Raw genomic sequence first — 21,010 nt, 5'->3', positions numbered from 1 at the left:
CCGGACCGGCACTGGACCGCCGATGCGCCGGCGCCCTGTGCCCGCTGTTCCGCGCCACCGCCCGTACCCTGAAGACGTGAGCACCACCCGCGATCCCGAACCGGCCCCCGCCTCCGAGCAGCCCGAGGCGGCCCGTCCCGCGCCGCGTCCCGCCGCGCTGATCTTCGACGACCCGCTGGACCAGCAGTCCTCGGACGACACCGACCGCGGCTGGGGCGACCGTCCCACTTCCTCCGGAGGCGCCGCCGACCTGGCCCGCTTCCTCGACGAGAAGCCGCCCCACCACCTCTGAGCGAGGCGACGGGGCGGCCTGTGCGCTCCGGAACGCTCGCTACTGCTGAGACTTCTGCTTGATCACGGTGGCGGACGCCGGGCCCGAGCCGTTGCGCTGGGCGAGCAGGGCGTCGCGGATCTCCATCAGCAGTTCGACCTCGGTCGGGTTGGCCGGGGTGTTGTCGGCGGGCTTCTTCGCGGCCTGGCGGTCCTTCCACTTGTTCATCGGAAGGATCATGAGGAAGTAGACGACCGCGGCGGTGATCAGGAACGTCAGTGCGGCGCTGAGCACCGAGCCCCACAGGATGTAGATCCCGTCGGTGAATGCGCCCGTCTTCTTGTCCACATTGCAGGTGGTGAGGCAGGCCTTGTAGTTGTCGAGGTTCTGCGAGCCGAGCGCGCCGATGATCGGGTTGATCACGCCCTTGACCACGGCATTGACGATATTGGTGAAGGCTGCACCGACGACGACCGCGACCGCGAGCTCGACGACGTTGCCGCGCATCAGGAATTCCTTGAATCCCTGAAGGACGCCCTTTTTCTCGCTCACCTGACAGCCTCTTTCCACGCTCGGTACGGACCATGTGCCGACACTCAGCACCGCAACTTACGGCAGGGCAGGGCGGCGGTGTCCAGTCGCTCCACACGAACCGGCGATCGGCCGGGGCGTGCGTGCGGGTCTGGCACGGCGGCCTGCCCTCCGAGCCACCCGGAGAAGTTTTCCGTGCGCGGAGAGGGGATGCCACTCGATCTTGGCGCATGGCTATCGCCCTCCGGAGAGCGCCGCCGCCGGGCATCCGGCCGCGGGAGCCGTTCGTACGGCACCGTACGAAACGCCGCCGGCCAGTGCTGCGGCGGCCATGGCCAGCCCGGCCGCGATCAGCCGCCCGCGCGCCGTCCGCGGTCGACGGCACCTCCCGCCGCCGGATCGTACCGGGGCAAAGTGGGGCACTTCACATGTGGGAGGCGTCGGAAGGGGAGGGTCGGGGGCGGCGGCCGAGGGGCGCCGTAAGCCGTCGAGAGAGGGGACGAGAGCAGGGTCGAGGGGAGGCCGGAGCATCGGTGCGGGCTCGGGCGTCGGGGTGGGCATGGGCAGGGTCATCGTGGTCACCGCCTGTCGCGTAGGTGCGGAATTCGGAACCGGCGATCACCACCGTGCCGGAATTCCGCCCGGCCCGCTCCGGGCTGTGGATGAGCCGCCCGCTGTGCACAACTCGGCCACCCACACGATCCGCACCACCCACACGAACCGCACCGCCCACCCGAGCCACGCAAGCCACCCGAGTCATGCAAGCCGCCCGCACCACACCGATCCGGGCCCTACGGCAGCGTGATCCCCAGGTCCCAGCCCTTGAGGGCGTCCCCGCACCCGCAGTCGCGCTCCGCGCCGTCGGGCAGTGCGGCGACCGCGTCGAAGAGGACCTCGCGCAGCCGTCCGACGTTCTCGCCGAAGACCTTGAGGACCTCCTCGTGGGAGACGCCCGCGCCGCTCTCGGTGCCCGCGTCCAGGTCGGTGACGAGGGCCATCGAGGCGTAGCACAGGCCGAGTTCGCGGGCGAGCACGGCCTCGGGGTGCCCGGTCATCCCGACCACCGACCAGCCCTGCGCCGCATGCCACTGCGATTCGGCGCGGGTGGAGAAGCGGGGCCCCTCGATGACGACGAGGGTGCCGCCGTCGACCGGCTCCCAGTTGCGGCCGCGGGCCGCGGCCAGGGCGACGCGGCGGCCCGTGGGGCAGTACGGATCGGCGAACCCGACGTGCACGATGTGGGGCACCTGCCCGTCCGGCAGCGGTTCGCCGTCGAAATAGGACTGGGCGCGGGACTTGGTGCGGTCGACCAGCTGGTCGGGGACGAGCAGGGTGCCCGGACCGAATGCGGGGCGCAGGCCGCCGACGGCGCACGGACCCAGGACCTGGCGCACGCCGACGGAGCGCAGCGCCCACAGGTTGGCGCGGTAGTTGATGCGGTGCGGTGCGAGGTGGTGGGCGCGGCCGTGCCGGGGGAGGAAGGCGACCCGGCGGCCGGCCACGTCGCCCAGGAACAGGGAGTCGCTGGGCGGCCCGTACGGGGTGTTCACCATGATCTCGGTCACGTCGTCGAGGAAGGAGTAGAACCCGGAGCCGCCGATCACGCCGATCTCCGCCGCCCCGGCCCCGGAAGCCCCGGCCCCCGTGCCCGTCCCGTTCCCCGTCTCCATACCGCTCTCCGCGTCAGACATGCCGGTCACACTATCGGGGCAGGCCCGGCCGCCGCCCCGGCGGTCCGGAAAACGCAACGGACCCCGCCGGTGGTGTCGGCGGGGTCCGTGAAGGCGCTGGTCAGGCCGCGGAGCTGCTGCCGCCCGAGGACGCGGCGGCCGGGGTCGCGGACTTCGTGTCCGAGGAGCCGGAGCCGCTCGACGACGAGGAAGCGGAGCCCGACGAGTCCGAGGAGGACGAGCCGCTCGAGGAGGACGAGCTCTTGGCGGGGCTGCTGCTGGACGACGAGCCGCGGCTGTCGTTGCGGTAGAACCCGGAGCCCTTGAAGACGATGCCGACCGCGGAGAACACCTTCTTGAGGCGTCCGTTGCAGCTGGGGCACTCGGTGAGCGCGTCGTCGGTGAACTTCTGGACCGCCTCGAGGCCCTCGCCGCACGCGGTGCACTGGTACTGGTAGGTCGGCACGTGACTTCCTCCTGGCACTCTCACTCGATGAGTGCTAACGACGTTCCATAGTGCAGTATTCCGGCTCGTCAGTCCACTGTGGCCGGGATACGGTGACCGACCCCACGTCCGCGGGGCGCCCGCCCCGAGGCCTCGCTCAGGCGCTCGCCAGCTCGCGTTCCCGCTCCTCCGGGGCGGTGCCGGCCGCGGCGGCGGACGTCTGGGAGACCACCGTCGAGGCCCGCGGCGCCAGATGCGCGCGCAGCGTGAGCAGGACGGCCAGCGCCAGCGCGGTACCGGCCAGCGGCACCAGGAACCCGGCGCTCGGGCCGAAGCGGTCGGTCAGCTGGCCGGCTGCGGAGGACGCGGCGGCCTGGCCCAGCGCCACCGCGCCGGTCAGCCAGGTGAAGGCCTCCGTACGGGCGGCGGCCGGCACCAGGGACTCGACCAGGGTGTAGCCGGAGATCAGGGCCGGGGCGATGCACAGGCCGACGACCAGGCCGATGGCGGCCAGCAGCGGCACCGCGGTCGCCGTCCACAGCGGGGTGGTGGCCAGCGCGAGCAGCCCGTAGGCCACCAGGAGACGGCGGCGCGGGCCGACCTTCCAGGCGATGGCGCCGCAGGCGATGCCGGCGAGCATGTTGCCGGCCGCGAAGATCCCGTAGAGGACGCCGTTGATGCCGGGGTGGCCGATGTGCTGGGTGAAGGCGGTCAGCGAGACCTGCATACCGCCGAAGACGGTGCCGATGCCGAGGAACGCCACGATCAGGACGCGTACGCCGGGCACCGACAGGGCCGAGGCGTGCGGGCGGTCGTCGGCCGGAGTGCGGTGGGCGGGCGGCTGGGTGCGTCGCTGCGCGGCGAACAGCAGGCCGCCGGCCAGCGTGAGCGCGGCCTCGGCGACCAGGCCCGCGGCCGGGTGGATGCCGGTGCACAGCGCGGTCGCCAGCACCGGGCCGACGACGAAGGTGAACTCGTCGGTGACCGACTCGAAGGCGGCGGCGGTCGGCATCAGCGGGCTGCCGCCGAGCTGGGCCGCCCATCGGGCCCGCACCATCGGGCCGACCTGCGGCGTCGAGGCGCCGGTGGGGACGGCGACGGCGAGCAGTGCCCACAGCGGGGCGTGCGCGAGGGCGAGGGTGATCAGGGCCGCGACGCCGGCGACGTGGATCAGTACGCCGGGGAGCAGCACCGCGCGCTGACCGAAGCGGTCGGCGAGCTTGCCGCTCTGCGGGGCGAACAGCGCCATCGAGACGCCGGTGGCGGCGGTGACCGCGCCCGCGGAGCCGTAGGAGCCGGTGGTCGACTGGACGAGCAGGGTGATGCCGATGGTCAGCATCGCGAACGGCTGCCGGGCCAGAAAGCCGGGCAGCAGGAATGTCCAAGCGCCAGGGGTGCGCAGCAGGTGTCCGTAACCGGGACGGGAGTCCTTGACCGCGGATGCCACGGCCGGGCCTTTCTGCCGCCTGGTAGCGCGCCGCCGCGAGGTCGTCACGGGTACGCGCCGAGAGCTGTCCTCTCGCGCAGGACCGAGTGATACCGCGTGGTCCCCACTAAAGGAAGTGGCTGCGTGTGTGGCAGTGGACCGCGGCCGCCGAGCGGTCGCGCCAGCTCTGCTTCAGGCAGAGGTGGTTCGTTTCTTTCCCCTTCATAGTACAGACCCCAATGCGAGAAGCCCTGGGATTAACCAGGGCTTCACGCGGAATTCCTTGGGATCCGTGGAGAGATGCGGCACATACCGGACGGTCGGGCCGCCCCTGCCCGCCCGGCCGACCGGCCGTCCGGCCGCCCCGCTCACCCGGCGGCGCGGCCCCCGCGCTGACCGCCCTGCCCCCGGTGGCCGCGGTGCCCGAGGTGGCCGCCGGTCCCCAGCCAGCCGGCCAGCTTGCCGCCCTGGGAGACCGCCTGGAGCCGCCGCTCGGCCGCGTCCCGTACCGGATCGGTGGCCACCACCAGAAGCTCGTCGCCCCGCCGCAGCACGGTCGTCGGCGACGGTACGAAGCTGGCGCCGTCCCGTACGACGAGGGTGACGGCGGCGCCCGCCGGCATCCGCAGCTCGCCGACCTCGACGCCGTGCATCCGGGAGGTCGGGCCGATGGACGTGGACAGCAGATGGCCGCGCAGCCGCTCCAGAGGGGCCGACTCGATGCCCAGGTCGGCGGCCTCCTCGCCGTCGCCCAGCCGGAGCCGGCGGGCGAGCCAGGGCAGCGTCGGGCCCTGGACGAAGGTGTAGACGACGACCAGGACGAAGACGATGTTGAAGACCGTTTCGCTGCCGGGGATGTTGGTGACCATCGGGATGGTCGCCAGGACGATGGGCACCGCACCGCGCAGACCGGCCCACGACAGCAGGGTCTGCTCCCGCCAGGGCACGCGGAACGGCAGCAGGCTCACCAGGACCGACAGCGGACGGGCCACCAGGGTCAGGATCATGCCGATGACCAGGGCCGGGACTATGTCGTCCAGGAGGTTGTGCGGGGTGACCAGCAGGCCGAGCAGGACGAACATGCCGATCTGGCCGATCCAGCCGAGCCCCTCGGCGAAGCCGCGGGTGGCCGGGGCGTGCGGCAGTTTGGCGTTGCCGAGGACGACGGCGGCCAGATAGACGGCGAGGAAGCCCGAACCGTGGGCCAGGGCGCCGGCCGCGTAGGCGGAGACCGCGATGGCCATGACGGCGATCGGGTAGAGGCCGGAGGCGGGCAGTGCCACATGCCGCATGCCGTACGCGCCCAGCCAGCCGACGGCCAGTCCGACCGCGGCGCCGATGGCCAGCTCCAGGGCTATCTTCCCGAGCAGGGCGTACCAGTGCTCGACGGGCCCGGCCGTGGAGAACGCCACGACCAGGATGACCACCGGTGCGTCGTTGAAGCCCGATTCGGCCTCCAGGACACCCGTCAGGCGGGAGGGCAGCGGCACATTGCGCAGGACGGAGAAGACCGCGGCCGCGTCCGTCGAGGAGACCACCGCGCCGATCAGCAGCGCCTGGCGCCAGTCGAGTCCGGCCAGATAGTGCGCGCCCGCCGCGGTGACCCCCACGCTCACCGCGACACCGACCGTCGAGAGCATCGCGGCCTGTGGCAGCGCCGGTTTGATCTCCTTCCACTTGGTGCCCAGGCCGCCCTCCGCGAGGATCACGACCAGGGCCGCGTAGCCCAGCAGTTGGGTCAGCTCGGCGTTGTGGAAGACGATGCCGCCGAAGCCGTCCTGCCCTATGGCGATGCCTATCCCCAGGTAGATGAGCAGGCTGGGGAGCCCGCTGCGCGAGGAGAGCCGTACCGCGGCCACGGCGATGAGCAGTACGAGCGAGCAGACCAGCAGAAGTTCGTTGAGATGGTGGACAGTCAGGAGCCGGTCCTTTCTCGCGCGGGCCGGAGGGGGCCTTGGGCCGGTTACGGGCTTTACGGGCTGTTGTGTCCCTACGATCCTTACCGTATCTAGTTACTGAGGCTAACAATTTACCATTGCTTGAACGTTTGAGGTGCCGGTTGTGACTCCGCGTAGGGCTCCCCGGACCCGTGCGCCTATGGTTGCTCCAGCACTCCCACCCTGCCCCTCGAAGGACAGAGATGCCCGCCAACAAGTCCGGCCCAGCCCCAAAGAAGAAGAAGGGGCGGCGCGGCCGCCTCGTCGCCATCACGGTCGTGCTGCTGCTCGTGGCGGGCATCGGCTGCGGCGCGTACTGGGGCGTCAGCACCGTCCGCGCCTCCTTGCCGCAGACCACCGGCTCGCTCAAACTCGCCGGGCTGACTCACCCGGTGGACGTCGCCCGCGACGGCAACGGCATCCCGCAGGTCTACGCCGACACCGATGAGGACCTCTTCCGCGCCCAGGGCTACGTCCAGGCCCAGGACCGCTTCTGGGAGATGGACGTCCGCCGTCACATGACCGCCGGCCGGCTGTCGGAGATGTTCGGCAAGGGCCAGGTCAAGACCGACGAATTCCTGCGCACGCTGGGCTGGCACCACGTCGCGCAGAAGGAGTACGACACCAAGCTGTCGCCCAGCACGAAGAAGTACCTCCAGGCGTACTCGGACGGCGTCAACGCCTACCTCAAGGAACACCAGGGTTCGGCACTGTCCCTGGAGTACGCGGCGCTGGGCCTCCAGAACGACTACACGCCCGAGAAGTGGACGCCGGTCGACTCCGTCGCCTGGCTCAAGGCGATGGCCTGGGACCTGCGCGAGAACATGCAGCAGGAGATCGACCGGTCCCTGATGACCAGCCGCTTCACCCCCGAGCAGATCGCCCAGCTCTACCCGAGCTACCCGTACCAGCGGAACAAGCCGATCGTCGAGGGTGGTTCGGTCGACCGGGCCACCAAGCAGTTCCGGCCCAAGGGCGTGACCAACGCCGCCCCGGCCGGCACCGCCGTCGCGGGCGTGCAGTCGAAGCTGTCGTCGCTGTCCACGACCCTCGACAAGGTCCCGGCGCTGCTCGGCCCCAACGGCAACGGCATCGGCTCCAACTCCTGGGTCGTCTCCGGCGACCACACCACCACCGGCAAACCGCTGCTGGCCAACGACCCGCACCTGGCCCCGCAGATGCCCTCGCTCTGGTACCAGATGGGCCTGCACTGCCGCACCGTCGGCCCCCAGTGCAACTACGACGTCTCCGGCTTCACCTTCTCCGGCATGCCCGGCGTCGTCATCGGCCACAACCAGAACGTCTCCTGGGGCATGACCAACCTGGGCGCCGATGTCTCCGACCTCTACCTGGAGAAGATCAGCGCCGGCGGCTACCTCTACGACAACCGGCAGCGCCCCTTCCTCACGCGCAAGGAGACCATCAAGGTCGCCGGCGGGGAGAGCCACCACATCACCGTCCGCGCCACCAACAACGGCCCGATCGTCTCCGACCGCGACGACGACCTGGCCGGCGTCGGCAAGGACGCCCCCGTCGGCAACGCCGCCCCCGACCGCGGCGACGGCTACGCCGTCTCGCTGCGCTGGACCGCCCTGGACCCCGGAAAGTCCATGGACGCCGTCTTCGAGCTCGACCGCGCCAAGGACTGGACGACCTTCCGCAAGGCCGCCGAGCACTTCGAGGTCCCCTCGCAGAACCTGATCTACGCCGACACCAAGGGCAACATCGGCTACCAGGCGCCCGGCCGCATCCCGGTCCGCGGCGCCGGCGACGGCACCTACCCGGCGCCCGGCTGGGACCCGAAGTACCAGTGGAAGAGCTACATCCCCCAGCAGGCCCTGCCCTACGAGTACAACCCCAAGCGCGGCTACATCGTCACCGCCAACCAGGCCGTCATCGACGAGAACAAGTACCCCTACCTCCTCACCAAGGACTGGGGCTACGGCGCCCGCAGCCAGCGGATCAACGACCTGATCGAGTCGAAGATCAAGGACGGCGGCAAGGTCTCCACGGACGATATGCAGACCTTCCAGAAGGACAACAGCAGCGAGATCGCCCGGCTGCTGACCCCGTACCTGACGAAGATCGACATCAAGGACAAGTACGTCCGCGACGCCCAGCAGCTGCTGGACGGCTGGGACTTCACCCAGGAGCCCGACTCCGCCGCGGCCGCCTACTTCAACGCCGTCTGGCGCAACACCCTCAAGCTCGCCTTCGGCAACAAGATGCCCAAGGAACTGCGGCTCGAGGGCCAGTGCCTGACCGTCCACCCGGCGAACGAGACCGGCCCCGCCGACGACCTCGACAAATGGGTGCGCGAATGCGGCCAGCGGGCCGCCGACTCGGCGCAGCCCGACGGCGGCGACCGCTGGTACGAGGTCGTCCGCGGCATCCTGGACGACCCGAACAACGCCTGGTGGAAGACCGAGGACCGGCCCGGCCACCCCGGTGACAAGAACCGCGACCAGCTGCTCGCCGAGGCCATGAAGGACGCCCGCTACGAGCTGACCGCCAAGCTCGGCAAGAACATCGACAACTGGAGCTGGGGCCGCCTGCACCAGCTGTACCTGAACAACCAGACGCTGGGCACCGACGGGCCCGGCCTCCTCCAGGGCCTGTTCAACCGCGGCCCCTGGAACGTCGGCGGCGGCGAGGCCGCGGTGGACGCCACCGGCTGGAACGCCGCGGGCGGCTACAAGGTCACCTGGGTCCCGTCCATGCGGATGGTCGTCAACCTCGCCGACCTCGACAAGTCCCGCTGGATCAACCTCACCGGGGCCTCCGGGCACGCCTACAGCGACCACTACTACGACCAGACCGACAAGTGGGCCAAGGGCGAACTGCTGCCCTGGGCGTTCAGCGAGGCGGCCGTCAAGAAGAAGACGAAGGACACGCTGACGCTGTCCCCGTAGGGGCGCGGCCTCAGGGCGCTGCGCAAGGGCGCAGCACCAGCCAGATCACGCCGTCGGGCGGGCCGGGAACCTCAGGCCCGCCCGACGGCGTTCTCGGGCTTACGGCTTCCCGGCCTACGGCCTTCCGGGCTTCCCGCGTTTCCCAGGCTTCCCGAAGCGGTGGACGCCCGACGGCGTCACCGCCGCGTCCACCGGCCGGTCGTGCTCCTCCACCGGCACCTCGTCCAGCACCTCCGTGTCGTACAGCAGCACCACCAGCGCCGCCGGCGCCGCCGCCCGCTCCAGCCGCGCCAGCACCCGGTCGTAGGAGCCGCCGCCGCGCCCCAGCCGCAGCCCCCGCCGGTCCACCGCCAGCCCCGGCAGCAGCACCACATCGGCCCCGGTGACGGCGTCCAGCCCCAGCCGCTCACCGGCGGGCTCCAGCAGCCCCCAGCCGGCCCGTACGAGCCGCTCGGCGCCCTCGTAGGGGGCCCAGTCCAGATCGTTGTCCGGCAGCAGGACGGGCAGCAGCACCCGCACCCCCGCCGCCCGCAGCTCATCCAGCAGCGGACGCGTGGAGGGTTCCTGCCCGATGGAGACATAGGCGGCCACGGTCAGCGGACCGGCCCCGCCGGGGGAACCACCCGGCTCATCCGGCTCACCCGGCCTTCTGGTACCTTCCCTCGATTGTGCGGCACGGAATTCCGCCATTTCCCGGGTCCGGCGGGCCAGCGCCTCGCCCGTGGCCGCGACGACATCCGGCGGCAACGCTCTCCTCACCTCCAGGAGATCCCGCCGCAACCTGAGCTTTCTATCGTGATCAGACGTGTGACCAGAGTTCACTTGTGGGCCCTTGCTCCCGCTCTCCTGCTCTTTTCACCGGACCCTCATCATCGTGCCGAATGAGCCGGTTAGGGTGTCGCGCATGACTCCATCGCACACACGGATCAGCAAGGCTGTCATCCCGGCAGCCGGCCTCGGCACCCGGTTTCTCCCTGCTACGAAGGCCACACCGAAGGAGATGCTCCCGGTCGTCGACAAGCCCGCCATCCAATACGTGGTGGAGGAGGCGGTCGCCGCCGGACTCTCCGACGTCCTGATGGTGACCGGCCGCAACAAGCGCCCCCTCGAGGACCACTTCGACCGCAACTATGAGCTCGAAGAGGCCCTGCACCGCAAGGGCGACCGGTCCCGCCTCGCCGCGGTCCAGGAATCCAGCGACCTGGCGACCATGCACTACGTCCGCCAGGGCGACCCCAAGGGCCTGGGCCACGCCGTCCTGTGCGCCGAGCCCCACGTGGGCGACCAGCCCTTCGCGGTCCTCCTCGGCGACGACCTCATCGACCCCCGCGACCCCCTGCTGGCCCGCATGGTCGACATACAGGAGCAGCACGGCGGCTCGGTGATCGCCCTCATGGAGGTCGACCCGTCCCAGATCCACCTGTACGGGTGCGCCGCCGCCACCCCCACCGGTGACGACGACGTCGTCGTGATCTCCGACCTGGTGGAAAAGCCCGAGCCCGCCGACGCCCCCAGCAACCTCGCCATCATCGGCCGCTACGTCCTCGACCCGGCCGTTTTCGAGGTGCTGCGCAAGACCGAACCGGGCCGCGGCGGCGAGATCCAGCTGACCGACGCCCTCCAGGCACTGGCCGCCGATCCCGCCCTCGGGGGTCCCGTCCACGGCGTCGTCTTCAAGGGCCGGCGCTATGACACCGGAGACCGTGGCGACTACCTGCGTGCCATTGTCAGACTGGCATGCGAACGTGAAGACCTGGGCCCGGACTTCAGGGCCTGGCTTCGCAGCTACGTCACCGAGGAGATGTAGGACGTTGAACGGCACCACCGACCAGACCCGCCACCAGGACCGCGTCTGGTCGGTGGCCGAGCATCTCGACGACGTGCTCTCCAAGATCCATCCGCTGGAGCCGATCGAGCTGCAACTCCTCGACGCCCAGGGCTGCGTCCTGGTGGAGGACATCACCGTCCCCCTCGCCCTGCCCCCCTTCGACAACAGCTCCATGGACGGCTATGCCGTCCGCGTCGCCGATGTCGCGGGCGCCACCGAGGAGTTCCCCGCCGCCCTCACCGTCATCGGCGATGTCGCGGCGGGCAGCGGCGAGCCGCCCGCCGTCGGCCCCGGGGAGGCGGCCCGCATCATGACCGGCGCCCCGGTGCCGCCCGGTGCCGAGGCCGTCGTCCCCGTCGAATGGACCGACGGCGGCAGCGGCGAGGGCCCCGTCCTGACCATGCGCCACGCCACCGCCGCCCCCCAGGACGCCACCGGCGAGGTCCGCGTCCACCGCCCCGTGGAGCCGCGCGCCCATATCCGCGCCAAGGGCAGCGACGTCACCGCGGGCGAGCCGGCCCTGCGCGCCGGTACGGTCCTCGGCCCGCCGCAGATCGGCCTGCTCGCCGCCATCGGCCGCGGCACGGTGAAGGTCCGCCCCCGCCCCCGGGTCGTGGTGATGTCCACCGGCAGCGAACTGGTCCAGCCCGGCGAGGCGTTGGGCCCCGGCCAGATCCACGACTCCAACAGCTTCCAGCTCACCGCCGCCGCCCGGGACGCCGGAGCCATCGCCTACCGGGTCGGCGCCGTCGCCGACGACGCCGAGACGCTGCGCGCCACCCTGGAGGACCAGCTCATCCGCGCCGACATCCTGGTCACCAGCGGCGGCGTCAGCGTCGGCGCCTACGACGTGGTCAAGGAGACCCTGACCGACTTCTCCGCCGAGGAGGGCACGGTCGAATTCCGCAAGCTGGCCATGCAGCCCGGCAAGCCCCAGGGCTTCGGCCTCATCGGCTCCGACCGCACCCCGCTGATGGCGCTGCCCGGCAACCCCGTCAGCTCGTACGTCTCCTTCGAGCTCTTCGTCCGTCCCGCCATCCGCACCCTGATGGGCCTGCCGGACGTCCACCGCCCCATCGCCCGGGCCGAGTGCACCGAGCCGCTCGCCTCCTCGCCCAAGGGCAAACGCCAGTTCCTGCGCGGCTCCCACGACCCGGAGTCCGGCCAGGTCACCCCGGTGGGCGGCGCCGGCTCCCATCTGATCAAGGCCCTGGCGCACGCCAACGCCCTGATCATCGTCCCGGAGGACGTCACCGAGGTCGCCGCGGGCGACGAGGTGGAGGTCGTCCTGCTCGGGTAGCCGCCGGGCGGTGCGGGTACGGTGTCGTCCCACAGGCGCGGCACGGCACGGTCCAGGAGAACGATGAGCAGCGGCCAGCAACACCTCACCCACATCGACGCGGCGGGCGCGGCCCGGATGGTCGACGTATCGGAGAAGTCCGTCACCGCCCGCACCGCCCGAGCCCGCGGCCGCGTCCTGGTATCACCGCAGGTCATCGAGCTGCTGCGGGGCGAGGGCATGCCGAAGGGCGATGCGCTGGCCACCGCCCGGATCGCCGGCATCATGGGCGCCAAGCGCACCCCCGAGCTGATCCCGCTGTGCCACCCCCTCGCCGTCTCCGGCGTGAAGGTGGACCTCACCCTCACCGACGAGGCCGTCGAGATCGCCGCCACGGTCAAGACCACCGACCGCACCGGCGTCGAAATGGAGGCGCTGACCGCCGTCTCCGTCGCCGCCCTCACCGTCGTCGACATGATCAAGGCCGTCGACAAGGCGGCCGTCATCTCCGACATCCGCGTCGAGGAGAAGACCGGCGGCAAGTCCGGCGACTGGACCCGCGGATGAGCCCCGCCCGCGCCCTGGTCGTCACGGCCTCCAACCGCGCCGCAGCCGGCGTCTACGCCGACAAGGGCGGCCCGCTCCTCGCCGAGGGCCTCACCACCATGGGCTTCACCGTCGACGGCCCCGAGGTCGTCCCCGACGGCGACCCCGTCGAAGCCGCCCTCCGCGCCGCCGTGGACTCCGGCCGTTACGCCGTCATCCTCACCACCGGCGGTACGGGCCTCTCGCCGACCGACCGCACCCCCGAGGCCACCCGCCGCGTCCTGGACTACGAGGTCCCCGGCATCCCCGAGGCCATCCGCGCGGCCGGCCGCGACAAGGTCCCCACCGCCGCGCTCTCCCGCGGCCTGGCCGGCGTGGCCGGAACGACCCTGATCATCAACCTCCCCGGCTCGACCGGCGGCGTACGCGACGGGCTGGCCGTCCTCGTCGACCTCCTGCCGCACGCCGTGGACCAGATCCACGGCGGCGACCACCTCAGACCCACCGGGAGCCCGAGCTGAACGCGTTCTGGCCGGTGGTCCTGACGGACGGTGAGATCACCCTCCGCCCGATAAAGGTGCGCGACCAGCGTCCCTGGCGCGAGGTCAACCGCCGCAACCGCGACTGGCTGCGCCCCTGGGAAGCCACCATCCCGCCGCCCCCGCCCGGCATTCCCTCGCCGCACCGCCCCACCTTCCGTCAGATGGTCCGGCATCTGCGCGCCGAGGCCCAGGCGGGCCGCATGCTCCCGTTCGTCATCGAATACCAGGGCCGCCTCGCCGGACAGCTCACCGTCGCCGGTATCACCTGGGGCTCCATGTGCTCGGGGCATATCGGCTACTGGGTCGACAAGGAAGTCGCCGGGCGCGGCGTCATGCCGACCGCCGTGGCGCTCGCCGTCGACCACTGCTTCCACGCCGTGGGACTGCATCGCATCGAGGTCTGTATTCGGCCGGAAAACATCCCCAGCCGGCGCGTGGTGGAGAAACTCGGCTTCCGCGAAGAAGGCATCCGCCCGCGCTATCTGCACATCGACGGCGCCTGGCGCGACCATGCGGTATTCGCGCTGACTGCGGAAGAAGTGCCCGAGGGCTTGCTCAACCGCTGGCGCCGGCGTCGCCCCAGTACACCGGGCACACCCCACAAATAAAATAAATGTTCGAATAGAGTGCCCGACCTGACCGTATTGCCGACCAGGTCTCTCTGACAATCGCAAAAAAAGTTCGAGATATCAGCCAGATCGTGCGACACACCGGCCCAATTGGCGGATGGCCCCGCGCAAACCCCTCTACCGTGTGAGTTGTGAGAAGCAGCGGCCTCATCTACGCAGTCATCGTCGGGGCCTGGGCCGCCTATCTGGTGCCGATGTGGCTCCGTAGGCAGGACGAGCTCAACGAGGCCCGTCCGACCGAACGCTTCAGCACTGCCATCCGGCTCCTGTCCGGTCGTGCGGCCATGCAACGCCGTTACGACAAGGGGCAGGAGGAGTGCCCTGCCGACGATGCCGGCGACGAGCAGCACCCGGACGCCCTGGCCGACGAGGCCGGCGCCGGGTCCTTCGGCGACCCCGAACCGCTCCCCGAGGCCGAGGCCCCGCACGCCCGCATCCAGGCGGGCCCGCACCGCCCCTCCCTCGCCGAGCGGACCAAGCGCGCCCGGGTCCTCGCCCGCCGCCGCCGCACCATCACGGTGCTCTTCCTCGTCTTCACCGTGGGCGCCATCGCCGCGGCCGTCGGCGGCCTCCCCCTCCTGTGGGCCCCCGCCCTCCCCGCGGCCCTCCTGACCGCCTATATCGTCTACCTCCGCGTCCAGGAGCGCCGCCGCTTCGTCATCACCATGGACCAGCGCAAGGCGGAGGCGGCGGCCCAGCGACTGCGGGAGGGCCGGCCCCGCCCTCAGCAGGCGGCCGACCAGCCGCCCGCCGACGACCACCAGCCCGACGCCCGCGCTGACGCCCCGGCCGAGGCCGCCCCCGAGGCGCCCCGGCCGGCCGCCCCCGCCTCCCACCACACCGCCGGCCGCCGCGCCCTCGTCGAGGAGACCGACCACGCCGAGTGGGTCGACCAGCAGCGCGAACGCGAACGCCCCCGCCCCGCCTCCGGCAGCTGGGAACCGGTCCCCGTTCCCCTCCCCACCTACGTCACCGCCCCGGTGGCCCCCCGCGCCACCAGCCACGTGGACCTCGACGCCGACGACGCCTGGAGCTCCGCCCGCTCCAGCGCCGCCCCCGAGCACCCCCACGACACCCCCCACACCGACCGCCGCCCCCGGGGCCGCACCCCCCTCTTCGACCAGTACGAGGACGAGGACCGCCCCCGCGCCGCCAACGAGTGACCCACGCCACCCCGGCGCACGCCCCGGCGGCCCCTCCACTGACCAGCACCGAAAGCGATTTCCGGGCACCGCGAACGGGATGCTAGAGTTTCTCTCGTCGCAAGGGCCTGTGGCGCAGCTGGTAGCGCACCTCGTTCGCAACGAGGGGGTCAGGGGTTCGAGTCCCCTCAGGTCCACCGCACGACAACACGAGATCCCGGTCAGACGGTCACCGTCCGGCCGGGATCTCGGCGTTTGTCAGGGGGTGAAGGCGGGGAGGGGGATGCCCGCGCCGCGCACCGTGGTGAAGAAGGTGGCGTAGTCCGTGAGCACCGCGTCCGGGGCCAGCGAGGGCACGTCCTCGTGGTAGCCGAACGCGACGCACGCGACCGGGAGTCGGGCGGCCCGGGCGGCGCGGACGTCGCTGGTGCTGTCGCCGACCATCAGCGCGGCGGTGCCACCGGCCAGCTCGACGGTGTGCCGCAGGGGCCTGGGGTCCGGTTTGCGGACCGGCAGGGTGTCGCCGGTGACGACGGCGTCGACGCGTTCGGTCAGGTCCAGGGCGGCCAGCAACTCACCGGTGATCCGGCCGGACTTGTTGGTGCAGATCCCCAGGCGTACGCCGCAGCCGCGCAGTTCGTCCAGGAGCCGGGCGGCGCCGGGGTAGACGGTGGAGTGCCGGACGGGTTCGGCGGCATAGGCGGTCAGGTAGGCGTCCTGGAGCTCGGCGATCTCTTCGGGCCCGGCTTCCCGGCCCGCCTTCGCCAGCGCCCGCCGCACCAGGGCGGTGCCGCCGAGGCCCACCTGGCCGCGTACCTCGGCCAGGGTCAGGGCGGGCAGCCCGGCCGGTTGCAGCGCCCGGTTCACCGCGTGGGCGATATCGGCGACGGTGTCGACGAGTGTGCCGTCCAGATCGAAGACGACCGTGTCGATCGGCGGGGTCGAGGCAGGGGCCGAGGCCGGGGAGGGGGGCGGAGGCGGGCTCGTCGCCTCTGGGGTGGATGTGGTGGGTGTGGTGGTCGGGTTCATCTCCGTTGCCCCCTCAGCCCTGTTCGGGGTCGAGTGCGAGGGCCAGGGAGCGTTGCCAGTCCGTGTCGGGGGAGACCATGCACAGGGGCTGTCCGGTTCCCGCCAGCCAGCCGAAGACCGGGTGTGCCGCCGCTTCTTCCGACAGATGGACGGGGAGCGCCGAAGGGAGTTGGGCATGGAGTTCGGCCATGGTGCCGACCTCCGTGCGGCCGCCGTCGGCCAGGTGCGCGGCGAGGTGCTGGGGGAGCAGGCCGGGGGCGCGCATGCCCAGGATGGCCAGCGCCGGCATGGCGGGGCGGTCGCGTTTCTCGTGCACGGTCAGCCGGATCGCGCGGCCCGGAGCGGCTTCTTGGCTGCCGTCCCGGTCCGCGGAAGGTGCACCGGCGGCCGCGCCGGTCGCGGCCTCCCGGTCCGCGGCGTGGATCGCCGCATAGCGGCGGGTGGCCTCCCACGCGATGTGCGCGAAGAAGTCGATGGCGTCCTCCAGCAGGTCCTCCCCGTCCTCGGTGTCGGCCAGTTGCTGCTCCCAGTGCTGCTGGAGGCCGGGGTTGACCAGGCAGGTGGTGGCGGCGCGGATCAGGAACGGGCCGCGCTCGGCAGGGGCGCCGGCGAGCCAGCCGGCCAGGCGGTCCGGCAGGGCCACCCCGTGCGGAGCGGCGCCGTCCGCGGCACGGGTGAGGACGGTGTCCCAGTCGACGTTGAACGCCACCGTGTGCAGCCGCGCCGTGATCTCCTCGTCGCTCGTCGCGGCGAGGGTGCGCCGGTAGATCTCCTGCCACGCCGCCCGGTCCGCGTCGGTCCGCGCGGCCGTGAAGTCGCCGAAGACGACCGTGCCGGACGCCCCGAGCGCGTCCGCGACGGCCTGCCGCTGAGCGTCGTACGCCGCCAGCTGCTCGGGGCGGGTCAGCAGCGCGTCCTGGAAGCGGGTGCCGCCGGTCAGGACCGTCAGCCGCACCTCGCCGTCGAGTAACTGGCCCGCGGCCCGCATCAGGGCGGTCAGCCGTCCGACGGCCAGGGCCTCGGCGAGATCGGCATACGGGCCCGCCGTCTTCAGCCCGGCCAGACCGCGCTTGACCTGCCCCCATGCGATCTCGAAGCGGAGCGGGCCCCCGGCGTCCAGCGCCCCGGCCAGGGAGTGCTGGAGCGTTCGGACGTCGAGCCGGCCGGCGTTCTTCACCACCGTATGGGTGCGGAACAGTTCGGCGATCAACGCGGCCCGCCGGTGCAGCGGGTCGTCCAGCCTGCTGTACAGGGCGTCGCCGGAGAGCGTCTCCAGTGTGCTGCGGGCCCGTTTGACCAGCGCCTTGACCTGCCGGTCCACCCCCTCCCGCCAGCGCGGAAGGATCTGGTCCCGGAGCGTCGCGGGGTCCAGTAACGGGCCGGAGCCGGGCGAGAAGCCGTAGGGCGTGCGCAGCGCCGCGTCGGGGTCGTTGCGCAGCAGCGCGGGAAGGCCGCTGTCGCTGACGATGCGTTCCGGAGTGGTGGTGGTCATACCTCGGTCCTTTCCAGCATCCGGTGCAGGGTGTGGCGGAGCACCGGCTCGGCATCGTCGACGTAGGCGATGGGCTGTCCGGTGGCTTCCAGCCGGGCCAGCGCCCGGTGGCGCGTGTCGCCGCCGTGCCGGGGGGTGCCCTTGATGAGCACCGGGATCTCGCCGCGGGCCTCCCGGTCGATCAGGTAGCTGTAGGTCGGCTTGGCCTGTCCGCCGGAGATGCTGTAGCCGCCCGTGGAGTGCTGGGCGGTCATATTGGCGTCCTTGGAGGTGGCGGTGACCAGATGCAGCTCGCCGGGCTTGCCGTGGATCGTCAACTTGACGGCGTCGGGGGCGAGTTGGCGGATCAGGTTCAGGTCGCGGTCGGCCAGCGAGATGGCCACGTAGCGGCACGCGGCCTGCCAGGCTTCGCGGCGCAGCGTCCGGTGCAGCGTCGTCACGTCGTATCCGGCCCCCGCGGCCAGCCCCATGTCGGGACGCCCCCGGTGGCCGGAGAGCCTCCTGGGCAGCGAGGCGACGTAGTAGGCGTAGGCGCGCCGGGCCGTGTCCGGCCAGCCACCGTGCTCGTCGCGCGCGGTGGCGAACGCGTCGTAGTTGGCCGAGGTGGCGATGGACCAGAAGGTGTGGACGAGCTGGCTGCCGATCTCGTCGTGGTCGGCGAGGCCGGCCAGCCAGGACCGCGGATCCTCCGGGTCGAACAGCTCCCCGTAACTGGTCAGCAGCCGCTTCTCCCAGGTGGCGTAGTGCTGCCGGCGGGCCTGGAAGAGGTCGGCGCTCAGGCCGTTGCGCAGCCACTCCTCGTAGTCGGCGACATGCAGCACCTCGCCCGCGCCGAGCTCGCCGATCCAGTCGCGCAGGGTGCTCTGGTAGTCCTCGACGACCGCGTCCGGGGTGCGGCAGGCCCTGTTGTACTTGCGGCCGTCGGCGAGCAGGGTGAACCGGCCGCCGGTGGGGCTGAGGACGTCGACGACGTGCGCGAGCGCCGCGCAGCGGGCCAGCGAGTGCAGTTCGGCGGTGTCGGGTGCGACGCCGCGGTTCTTGACGGGGGAGTACGGCTTGCGGGAGAAGACCGGGAAGACCAGCTGGACGGGCTCTCCGCGGGCGATCACGCCCTGTATGCGGTCCCGCAGTGCGGCGCGGGTGAGGTGGTCCTTCTTGGTCCGGAACCACTTGGTGTCGAACAGCGCCTCGGCGATCACCTCGGGCGCCCCCGGCCGGGTCGTCCCGTACTCGGCGTGCCGCTTACGGGCTCGGGCCAGGGCGGCGTCGACCTTGCCCGCCGCCGCGCGGGAGACATTGGCGCGCAGCGTCGGCAGGACGAAATCCAGCCAGTAGTCGGCGTCCAGGCCCACCGCCTTGGTGGCGAACTCCCCCTGGGAGTAGAGGGCGAACGGATGCCGGCGCACATTCCTGATCAGCCGGTGGCCGTCGGATATCTGGCTTTTGCGCTGTTCCTCGTGAAGATCTCGCTCCGACAGGGCGCGCTGCGCGCCGATGAGGGCCGCCGCGGACTGGGCGGGCCCGGTCGTTAAGGCACCGGTGTGCGAGGTCAAGGACATGCTGATCCCCCGTTGACGTGCGTACGGATACGTATGGGTCGGCTTGCGGATGGGCGGCGTACGGAGTGGCCGGCTCCGTACGGGTCGGTGGTCGTGTCGCTCGGTGGTCGTCGTGCTCGTCGGTCGTCGCGCTCGGCGGGCGCGGGCGGTCGGCCGCTATCCGCGCCGGGTGGAGCGGGAGCGGAACAGGTAGGCGAGCGTGAGCAGGGCGCTGGCCGCGATCGGGGCGAGCAGCGCGGCGTTCATCGGCGCCCAGCCCAGGGCGTTCAGCACCGGCCCGGCGCTCAGCGCGCCGACCGCGGAGCCGCCCAGGGTGAAGATCTCCCCGATGCCCTGGACGACAGAACGTTCCTGCGGGCGGTAGGAGTTGGCGACGAGCGCGGAGCCGGAGACATACATCAGGTTCCAGCCCACGCCGATCAGGCCCAGGGCGATCATGAAGTTCATATGGGACGGACCGGCCATCGCGAAGGCCGTGCCCAGCGCGCTGATCGTGCCGCCGATCAGCAGCGTCCAGCCCGCCCCGATCTTCCGGGTGAGCCGTCCGGAGACGAAGGCGGTGGCGTACATGCCGACCATGTGCCACTGGATGACCTGCGCGCCGTCGTGGACGGTGTGCCCGGCGCGGACCGCGGCCAGCGGGGCGGCGGTCATCAGGGACGTCATGACGAAATAGCCCACGCACGAGCCGACGGCACCCGCGAGGAAGACCGGCTGCCGGGCGATCTCCTTCAGGGTGCGCGGCGCGCCACTCTCCTCGGGCCCGGGTCCGGCCGTGGCCGGCGTCGGGGCGGCGGGACCGTCCGCCGTCAGCAGCGACAGCACGCCGAGGGAGATCAGCGCGAGCACGGTGACCAGCGCATAGGAGCCGGCGAACTCGACCGGCAGGACGTCCTTCACGGTGGTCGCCAGGAACGGCCCGATGACCGCCGCGATCACACCGCCGGACAGCACGGTCGAGATGGCCTTGCCGCGCTGCTCGGGCGGGTGGATGTCGGCCGCGGCGTACCGGTAGTAGCCGGCGAACGCCTGGTAGACGCCGATACAGGCGATGCCGCAGCAGAACAGCACGAACCGCTGGGTATACAGGGCGGTGACCGAGGCGAGGCCGCCGAGCATCGCGGCACCGGAGCCGACGACGAAGCCGGCCTTGCGTCCATAGCGCCGCATGAAGGCGGACGCGGGGTAGGTGGCGCACCAGGAGCCGACGCTGATGAGCGCGAACGGCAGCGTGGCGAGCGCGGGCACGGGGGCGAGCTTGAGGCCGACCAGGCCGGTGAGGGTCAGGTCGATGCTGATGCCGAAGTAGTACAGCATCTGACTGGTCGTCAGCAGCGTCATGGTGCGCCGCCGATGCCGTGCGGCGGGCTCCGGCTGCTGCGCGGAGGCCGTTGTGGTCTTCTCGTTCGCATCCTGGGTGGGCTGTGCCATCAGCGCTCTCCTAAACGGGAGGAGGCCGGGAACGCATGCATCCCGGGTGCGCTGCCGGATTCCGTTCCGGAGGGCGGTCGTTCCTTCATGTCCACCTTGGGATTCCTCTGAGAACTCGGGTAACTCTGCGCGGCGAAATACCTGTTGACGCCGGCGGCGATAAGCCTCACTGAGTTCACGCGGACGCGCAAGCATATTTCCCGTCCCTCTTTCCGGCGTCCGCGAATCCGCCGTGACCTGCGGTGTCTTGGTCGGTGGCGGCCTGCTACGAAGTCTTTGCGTCGATCTGGCGCCGCTGTGACAACCATGTGACCACGTGGCAAATTCCCGCCGCGTACGCC

General features: G+C 71.5%; 18 protein-coding genes and 1 tRNA gene. 9 read left to right on the top strand and 10 right to left on the bottom strand.

Translation table 11 applies throughout. From position 1 onward, the window contains the following. Positions 1 to 76 precede the first annotated feature (76 nt). Positions 77 to 292, top strand: a complete 216-nt coding sequence (locus B1H19_RS17645; RefSeq protein WP_083105644.1) for a hypothetical protein — start codon at positions 77 to 79, stop codon at positions 290 to 292. A 39-nt stretch (positions 293 to 331) separates the two neighbouring features. Here the strand turns inward: B1H19_RS17645 and mscL are convergent, their stop codons facing one another. The 5 genes from mscL to B1H19_RS17620 form a co-directional block, all read right to left on the bottom strand. Then, entirely contained in the window at positions 332 to 823 is a 492-nt protein-coding gene (gene mscL / locus B1H19_RS17640) for a large conductance mechanosensitive channel protein MscL (RefSeq protein ID WP_083105643.1), read from the bottom strand. A gap of 770 nt (positions 824 to 1,593) precedes the next feature. Then, positions 1,594 to 2,472: an S-methyl-5'-thioadenosine phosphorylase gene (locus B1H19_RS17635; RefSeq protein WP_083105642.1), complete on the bottom strand. Its 879-nt coding sequence runs from the start codon at positions 2,470 to 2,472 to the stop codon at positions 1,594 to 1,596. Between the two features lie 121 nt (positions 2,473 to 2,593). Further along, a complete protein-coding gene (locus tag B1H19_RS17630) occupies positions 2,594 to 2,938 on the bottom strand; it encodes an FmdB family zinc ribbon protein (protein WP_083105641.1) in 345 nt (114 codons plus the stop codon). 136 nt (positions 2,939 to 3,074) lie between these two features. Then, positions 3,075 to 4,364 carry an MFS transporter gene (locus B1H19_RS17625; protein ID WP_083105640.1) on the bottom strand — a complete coding sequence of 430 codons (1,290 nt, stop codon included), beginning with the start codon at positions 4,362 to 4,364 and terminating at the stop codon, positions 3,075 to 3,077. 347 nt (positions 4,365 to 4,711) lie between these two features. Continuing rightward, the gene (locus B1H19_RS17620) at positions 4,712 to 6,262 is read right to left on the bottom strand and encodes a potassium/proton antiporter (protein ID WP_083105639.1); all 1,551 of its coding nucleotides are present in this window, start codon (positions 6,260 to 6,262) and stop codon (positions 4,712 to 4,714) included. Positions 6,263 to 6,483: 221 nt separating this feature from the next. Here B1H19_RS17620 and B1H19_RS17615 point away from each other — a divergent pair, with 221 nt between their 5' ends. After that, positions 6,484 to 9,192 (top strand): penicillin acylase family protein, encoded by a 2,709-nt coding sequence (locus B1H19_RS17615; RefSeq protein ID WP_083105638.1) that lies wholly within the window; start codon positions 6,484 to 6,486, stop codon positions 9,190 to 9,192. A gap of 114 nt (positions 9,193 to 9,306) precedes the next feature. Here the strand turns inward: B1H19_RS17615 and B1H19_RS17610 are convergent, their stop codons facing one another. Beyond that, entirely contained in the window at positions 9,307 to 9,939 is a 633-nt protein-coding gene (locus B1H19_RS17610; protein WP_237289364.1) for a 5-formyltetrahydrofolate cyclo-ligase, read from the bottom strand. A gap of 157 nt (positions 9,940 to 10,096) precedes the next feature. On the opposite strand from B1H19_RS17610, the gene galU reads away from it, so the two are divergent. From galU to B1H19_RS17575, 7 genes are all read left to right on the top strand, one after another. After that, positions 10,097 to 10,999 carry a UTP--glucose-1-phosphate uridylyltransferase GalU gene (galU, locus tag B1H19_RS17605; RefSeq protein WP_083105636.1) on the top strand — a complete coding sequence of 301 codons (903 nt, stop codon included), beginning with the start codon at positions 10,097 to 10,099 and terminating at the stop codon, positions 10,997 to 10,999. Positions 11,000 to 11,003: 4 nt separating this feature from the next. Continuing rightward, positions 11,004 to 12,320 (top strand): molybdotransferase-like divisome protein Glp, encoded by a 1,317-nt coding sequence (gene glp, locus B1H19_RS17600; RefSeq protein ID WP_083105635.1) that lies wholly within the window; start codon positions 11,004 to 11,006, stop codon positions 12,318 to 12,320. Between the two features lie 63 nt (positions 12,321 to 12,383). Further along, on the top strand, positions 12,384 to 12,866 hold the full coding sequence (moaC, locus tag B1H19_RS17595) for a cyclic pyranopterin monophosphate synthase MoaC (protein ID WP_083105634.1): 483 nt from the start codon (positions 12,384 to 12,386) through the stop codon (positions 12,864 to 12,866). After that, entirely contained in the window at positions 12,863 to 13,366 is a 504-nt protein-coding gene (locus B1H19_RS17590; protein WP_083105633.1) for a MogA/MoaB family molybdenum cofactor biosynthesis protein, read from the top strand. The genes moaC and B1H19_RS17590 overlap by 4 nt, the downstream gene beginning before the upstream one ends. A gap of 14 nt (positions 13,367 to 13,380) precedes the next feature. Further along, the gene (locus B1H19_RS17585; RefSeq protein WP_083105632.1) at positions 13,381 to 13,995 is read left to right on the top strand and encodes a GNAT family N-acetyltransferase; all 615 of its coding nucleotides are present in this window, start codon (positions 13,381 to 13,383) and stop codon (positions 13,993 to 13,995) included. Positions 13,996 to 14,147: 152 nt separating this feature from the next. Further along, positions 14,148 to 15,179: a divisome protein SepX/GlpR gene (sepX, locus tag B1H19_RS17580; protein WP_083105631.1), complete on the top strand. Its 1,032-nt coding sequence runs from the start codon at positions 14,148 to 14,150 to the stop codon at positions 15,177 to 15,179. Positions 15,180 to 15,282: 103 nt separating this feature from the next. After that, a tRNA-Ala gene (locus B1H19_RS17575) sits at positions 15,283 to 15,355 on the top strand. A gap of 61 nt (positions 15,356 to 15,416) precedes the next feature. Here the strand turns inward: B1H19_RS17575 and gph are convergent. The 4 genes from gph to B1H19_RS17560 all read right to left on the bottom strand — a co-directional run bounded on the left by gph (position 15,417) and on the right by B1H19_RS17560 (position 20,669). Further along, on the bottom strand, positions 15,417 to 16,187 hold the full coding sequence (gph, locus tag B1H19_RS17570) for a phosphoglycolate phosphatase (RefSeq protein WP_159028069.1): 771 nt from the start codon (positions 16,185 to 16,187) through the stop codon (positions 15,417 to 15,419). Between the two features lie 13 nt (positions 16,188 to 16,200). Beyond that, positions 16,201 to 17,679, bottom strand: coding sequence for a hypothetical protein (locus B1H19_RS38685; RefSeq protein WP_159028068.1), 1,479 nt, complete (start codon positions 17,677 to 17,679; stop codon positions 16,201 to 16,203). Beyond that, complete coding sequence (locus B1H19_RS17565; RefSeq protein ID WP_083105629.1) at positions 17,676 to 19,238, bottom strand: L-tyrosine/L-tryptophan isonitrile synthase family protein; 1,563 nt, start codon at positions 19,236 to 19,238, stop codon at positions 17,676 to 17,678. Before B1H19_RS17565 ends, B1H19_RS38685 begins: the two co-directional genes overlap by 4 nt. Positions 19,239 to 19,394: 156 nt before the next feature. Continuing rightward, positions 19,395 to 20,669: an MFS transporter gene (locus B1H19_RS17560; protein WP_203237174.1), complete on the bottom strand. Its 1,275-nt coding sequence runs from the start codon at positions 20,667 to 20,669 to the stop codon at positions 19,395 to 19,397. Positions 20,670 to 21,010 lie beyond the last annotated feature (341 nt).

Source organism: Streptomyces gilvosporeus (assembly GCF_002082195.1).
GTDB lineage: Bacteria > Actinomycetota > Actinomycetes > Streptomycetales > Streptomycetaceae > Streptomyces > Streptomyces gilvosporeus.
The sequence above is the reverse complement of the archived record's forward strand: the minus strand, read 5'-3'. Positions and strand labels throughout refer to the sequence as shown.

Coding starts and splice junctions, on each gene's coding strand:
- B1H19_RS17615 (WP_083105638.1), top strand. CDS start 6,484: ATGCCCGCCAACAAGTCCGGCCCAGCCCCAAAGAAGAAGAAGGGGCGG.
- B1H19_RS17635 (WP_083105642.1), bottom strand. CDS start 2,472: ATGGAGACGGGGAACGGGACGGGCACGGGGGCCGGGGCTTCCGGGGCC.
- B1H19_RS17560 (WP_203237174.1), bottom strand. CDS start 20,669: ATGGCACAGCCCACCCAGGATGCGAACGAGAAGACCACAACGGCCTCC.
- gph (WP_159028069.1), bottom strand. CDS start 16,187: ATGAACCCGACCACCACACCCACCACATCCACCCCAGAGGCGACGAGC.
- galU (WP_083105636.1), top strand. CDS start 10,097: ATGACTCCATCGCACACACGGATCAGCAAGGCTGTCATCCCGGCAGCC.
- B1H19_RS17590 (WP_083105633.1), top strand. CDS start 12,863: ATGAGCCCCGCCCGCGCCCTGGTCGTCACGGCCTCCAACCGCGCCGCA.
- B1H19_RS38685 (WP_159028068.1), bottom strand. CDS start 17,679: ATGACCACCACCACTCCGGAACGCATCGTCAGCGACAGCGGCCTTCCC.
- B1H19_RS17565 (WP_083105629.1), bottom strand. CDS start 19,238: ATGTCCTTGACCTCGCACACCGGTGCCTTAACGACCGGGCCCGCCCAG.
- moaC (WP_083105634.1), top strand. CDS start 12,384: ATGAGCAGCGGCCAGCAACACCTCACCCACATCGACGCGGCGGGCGCG.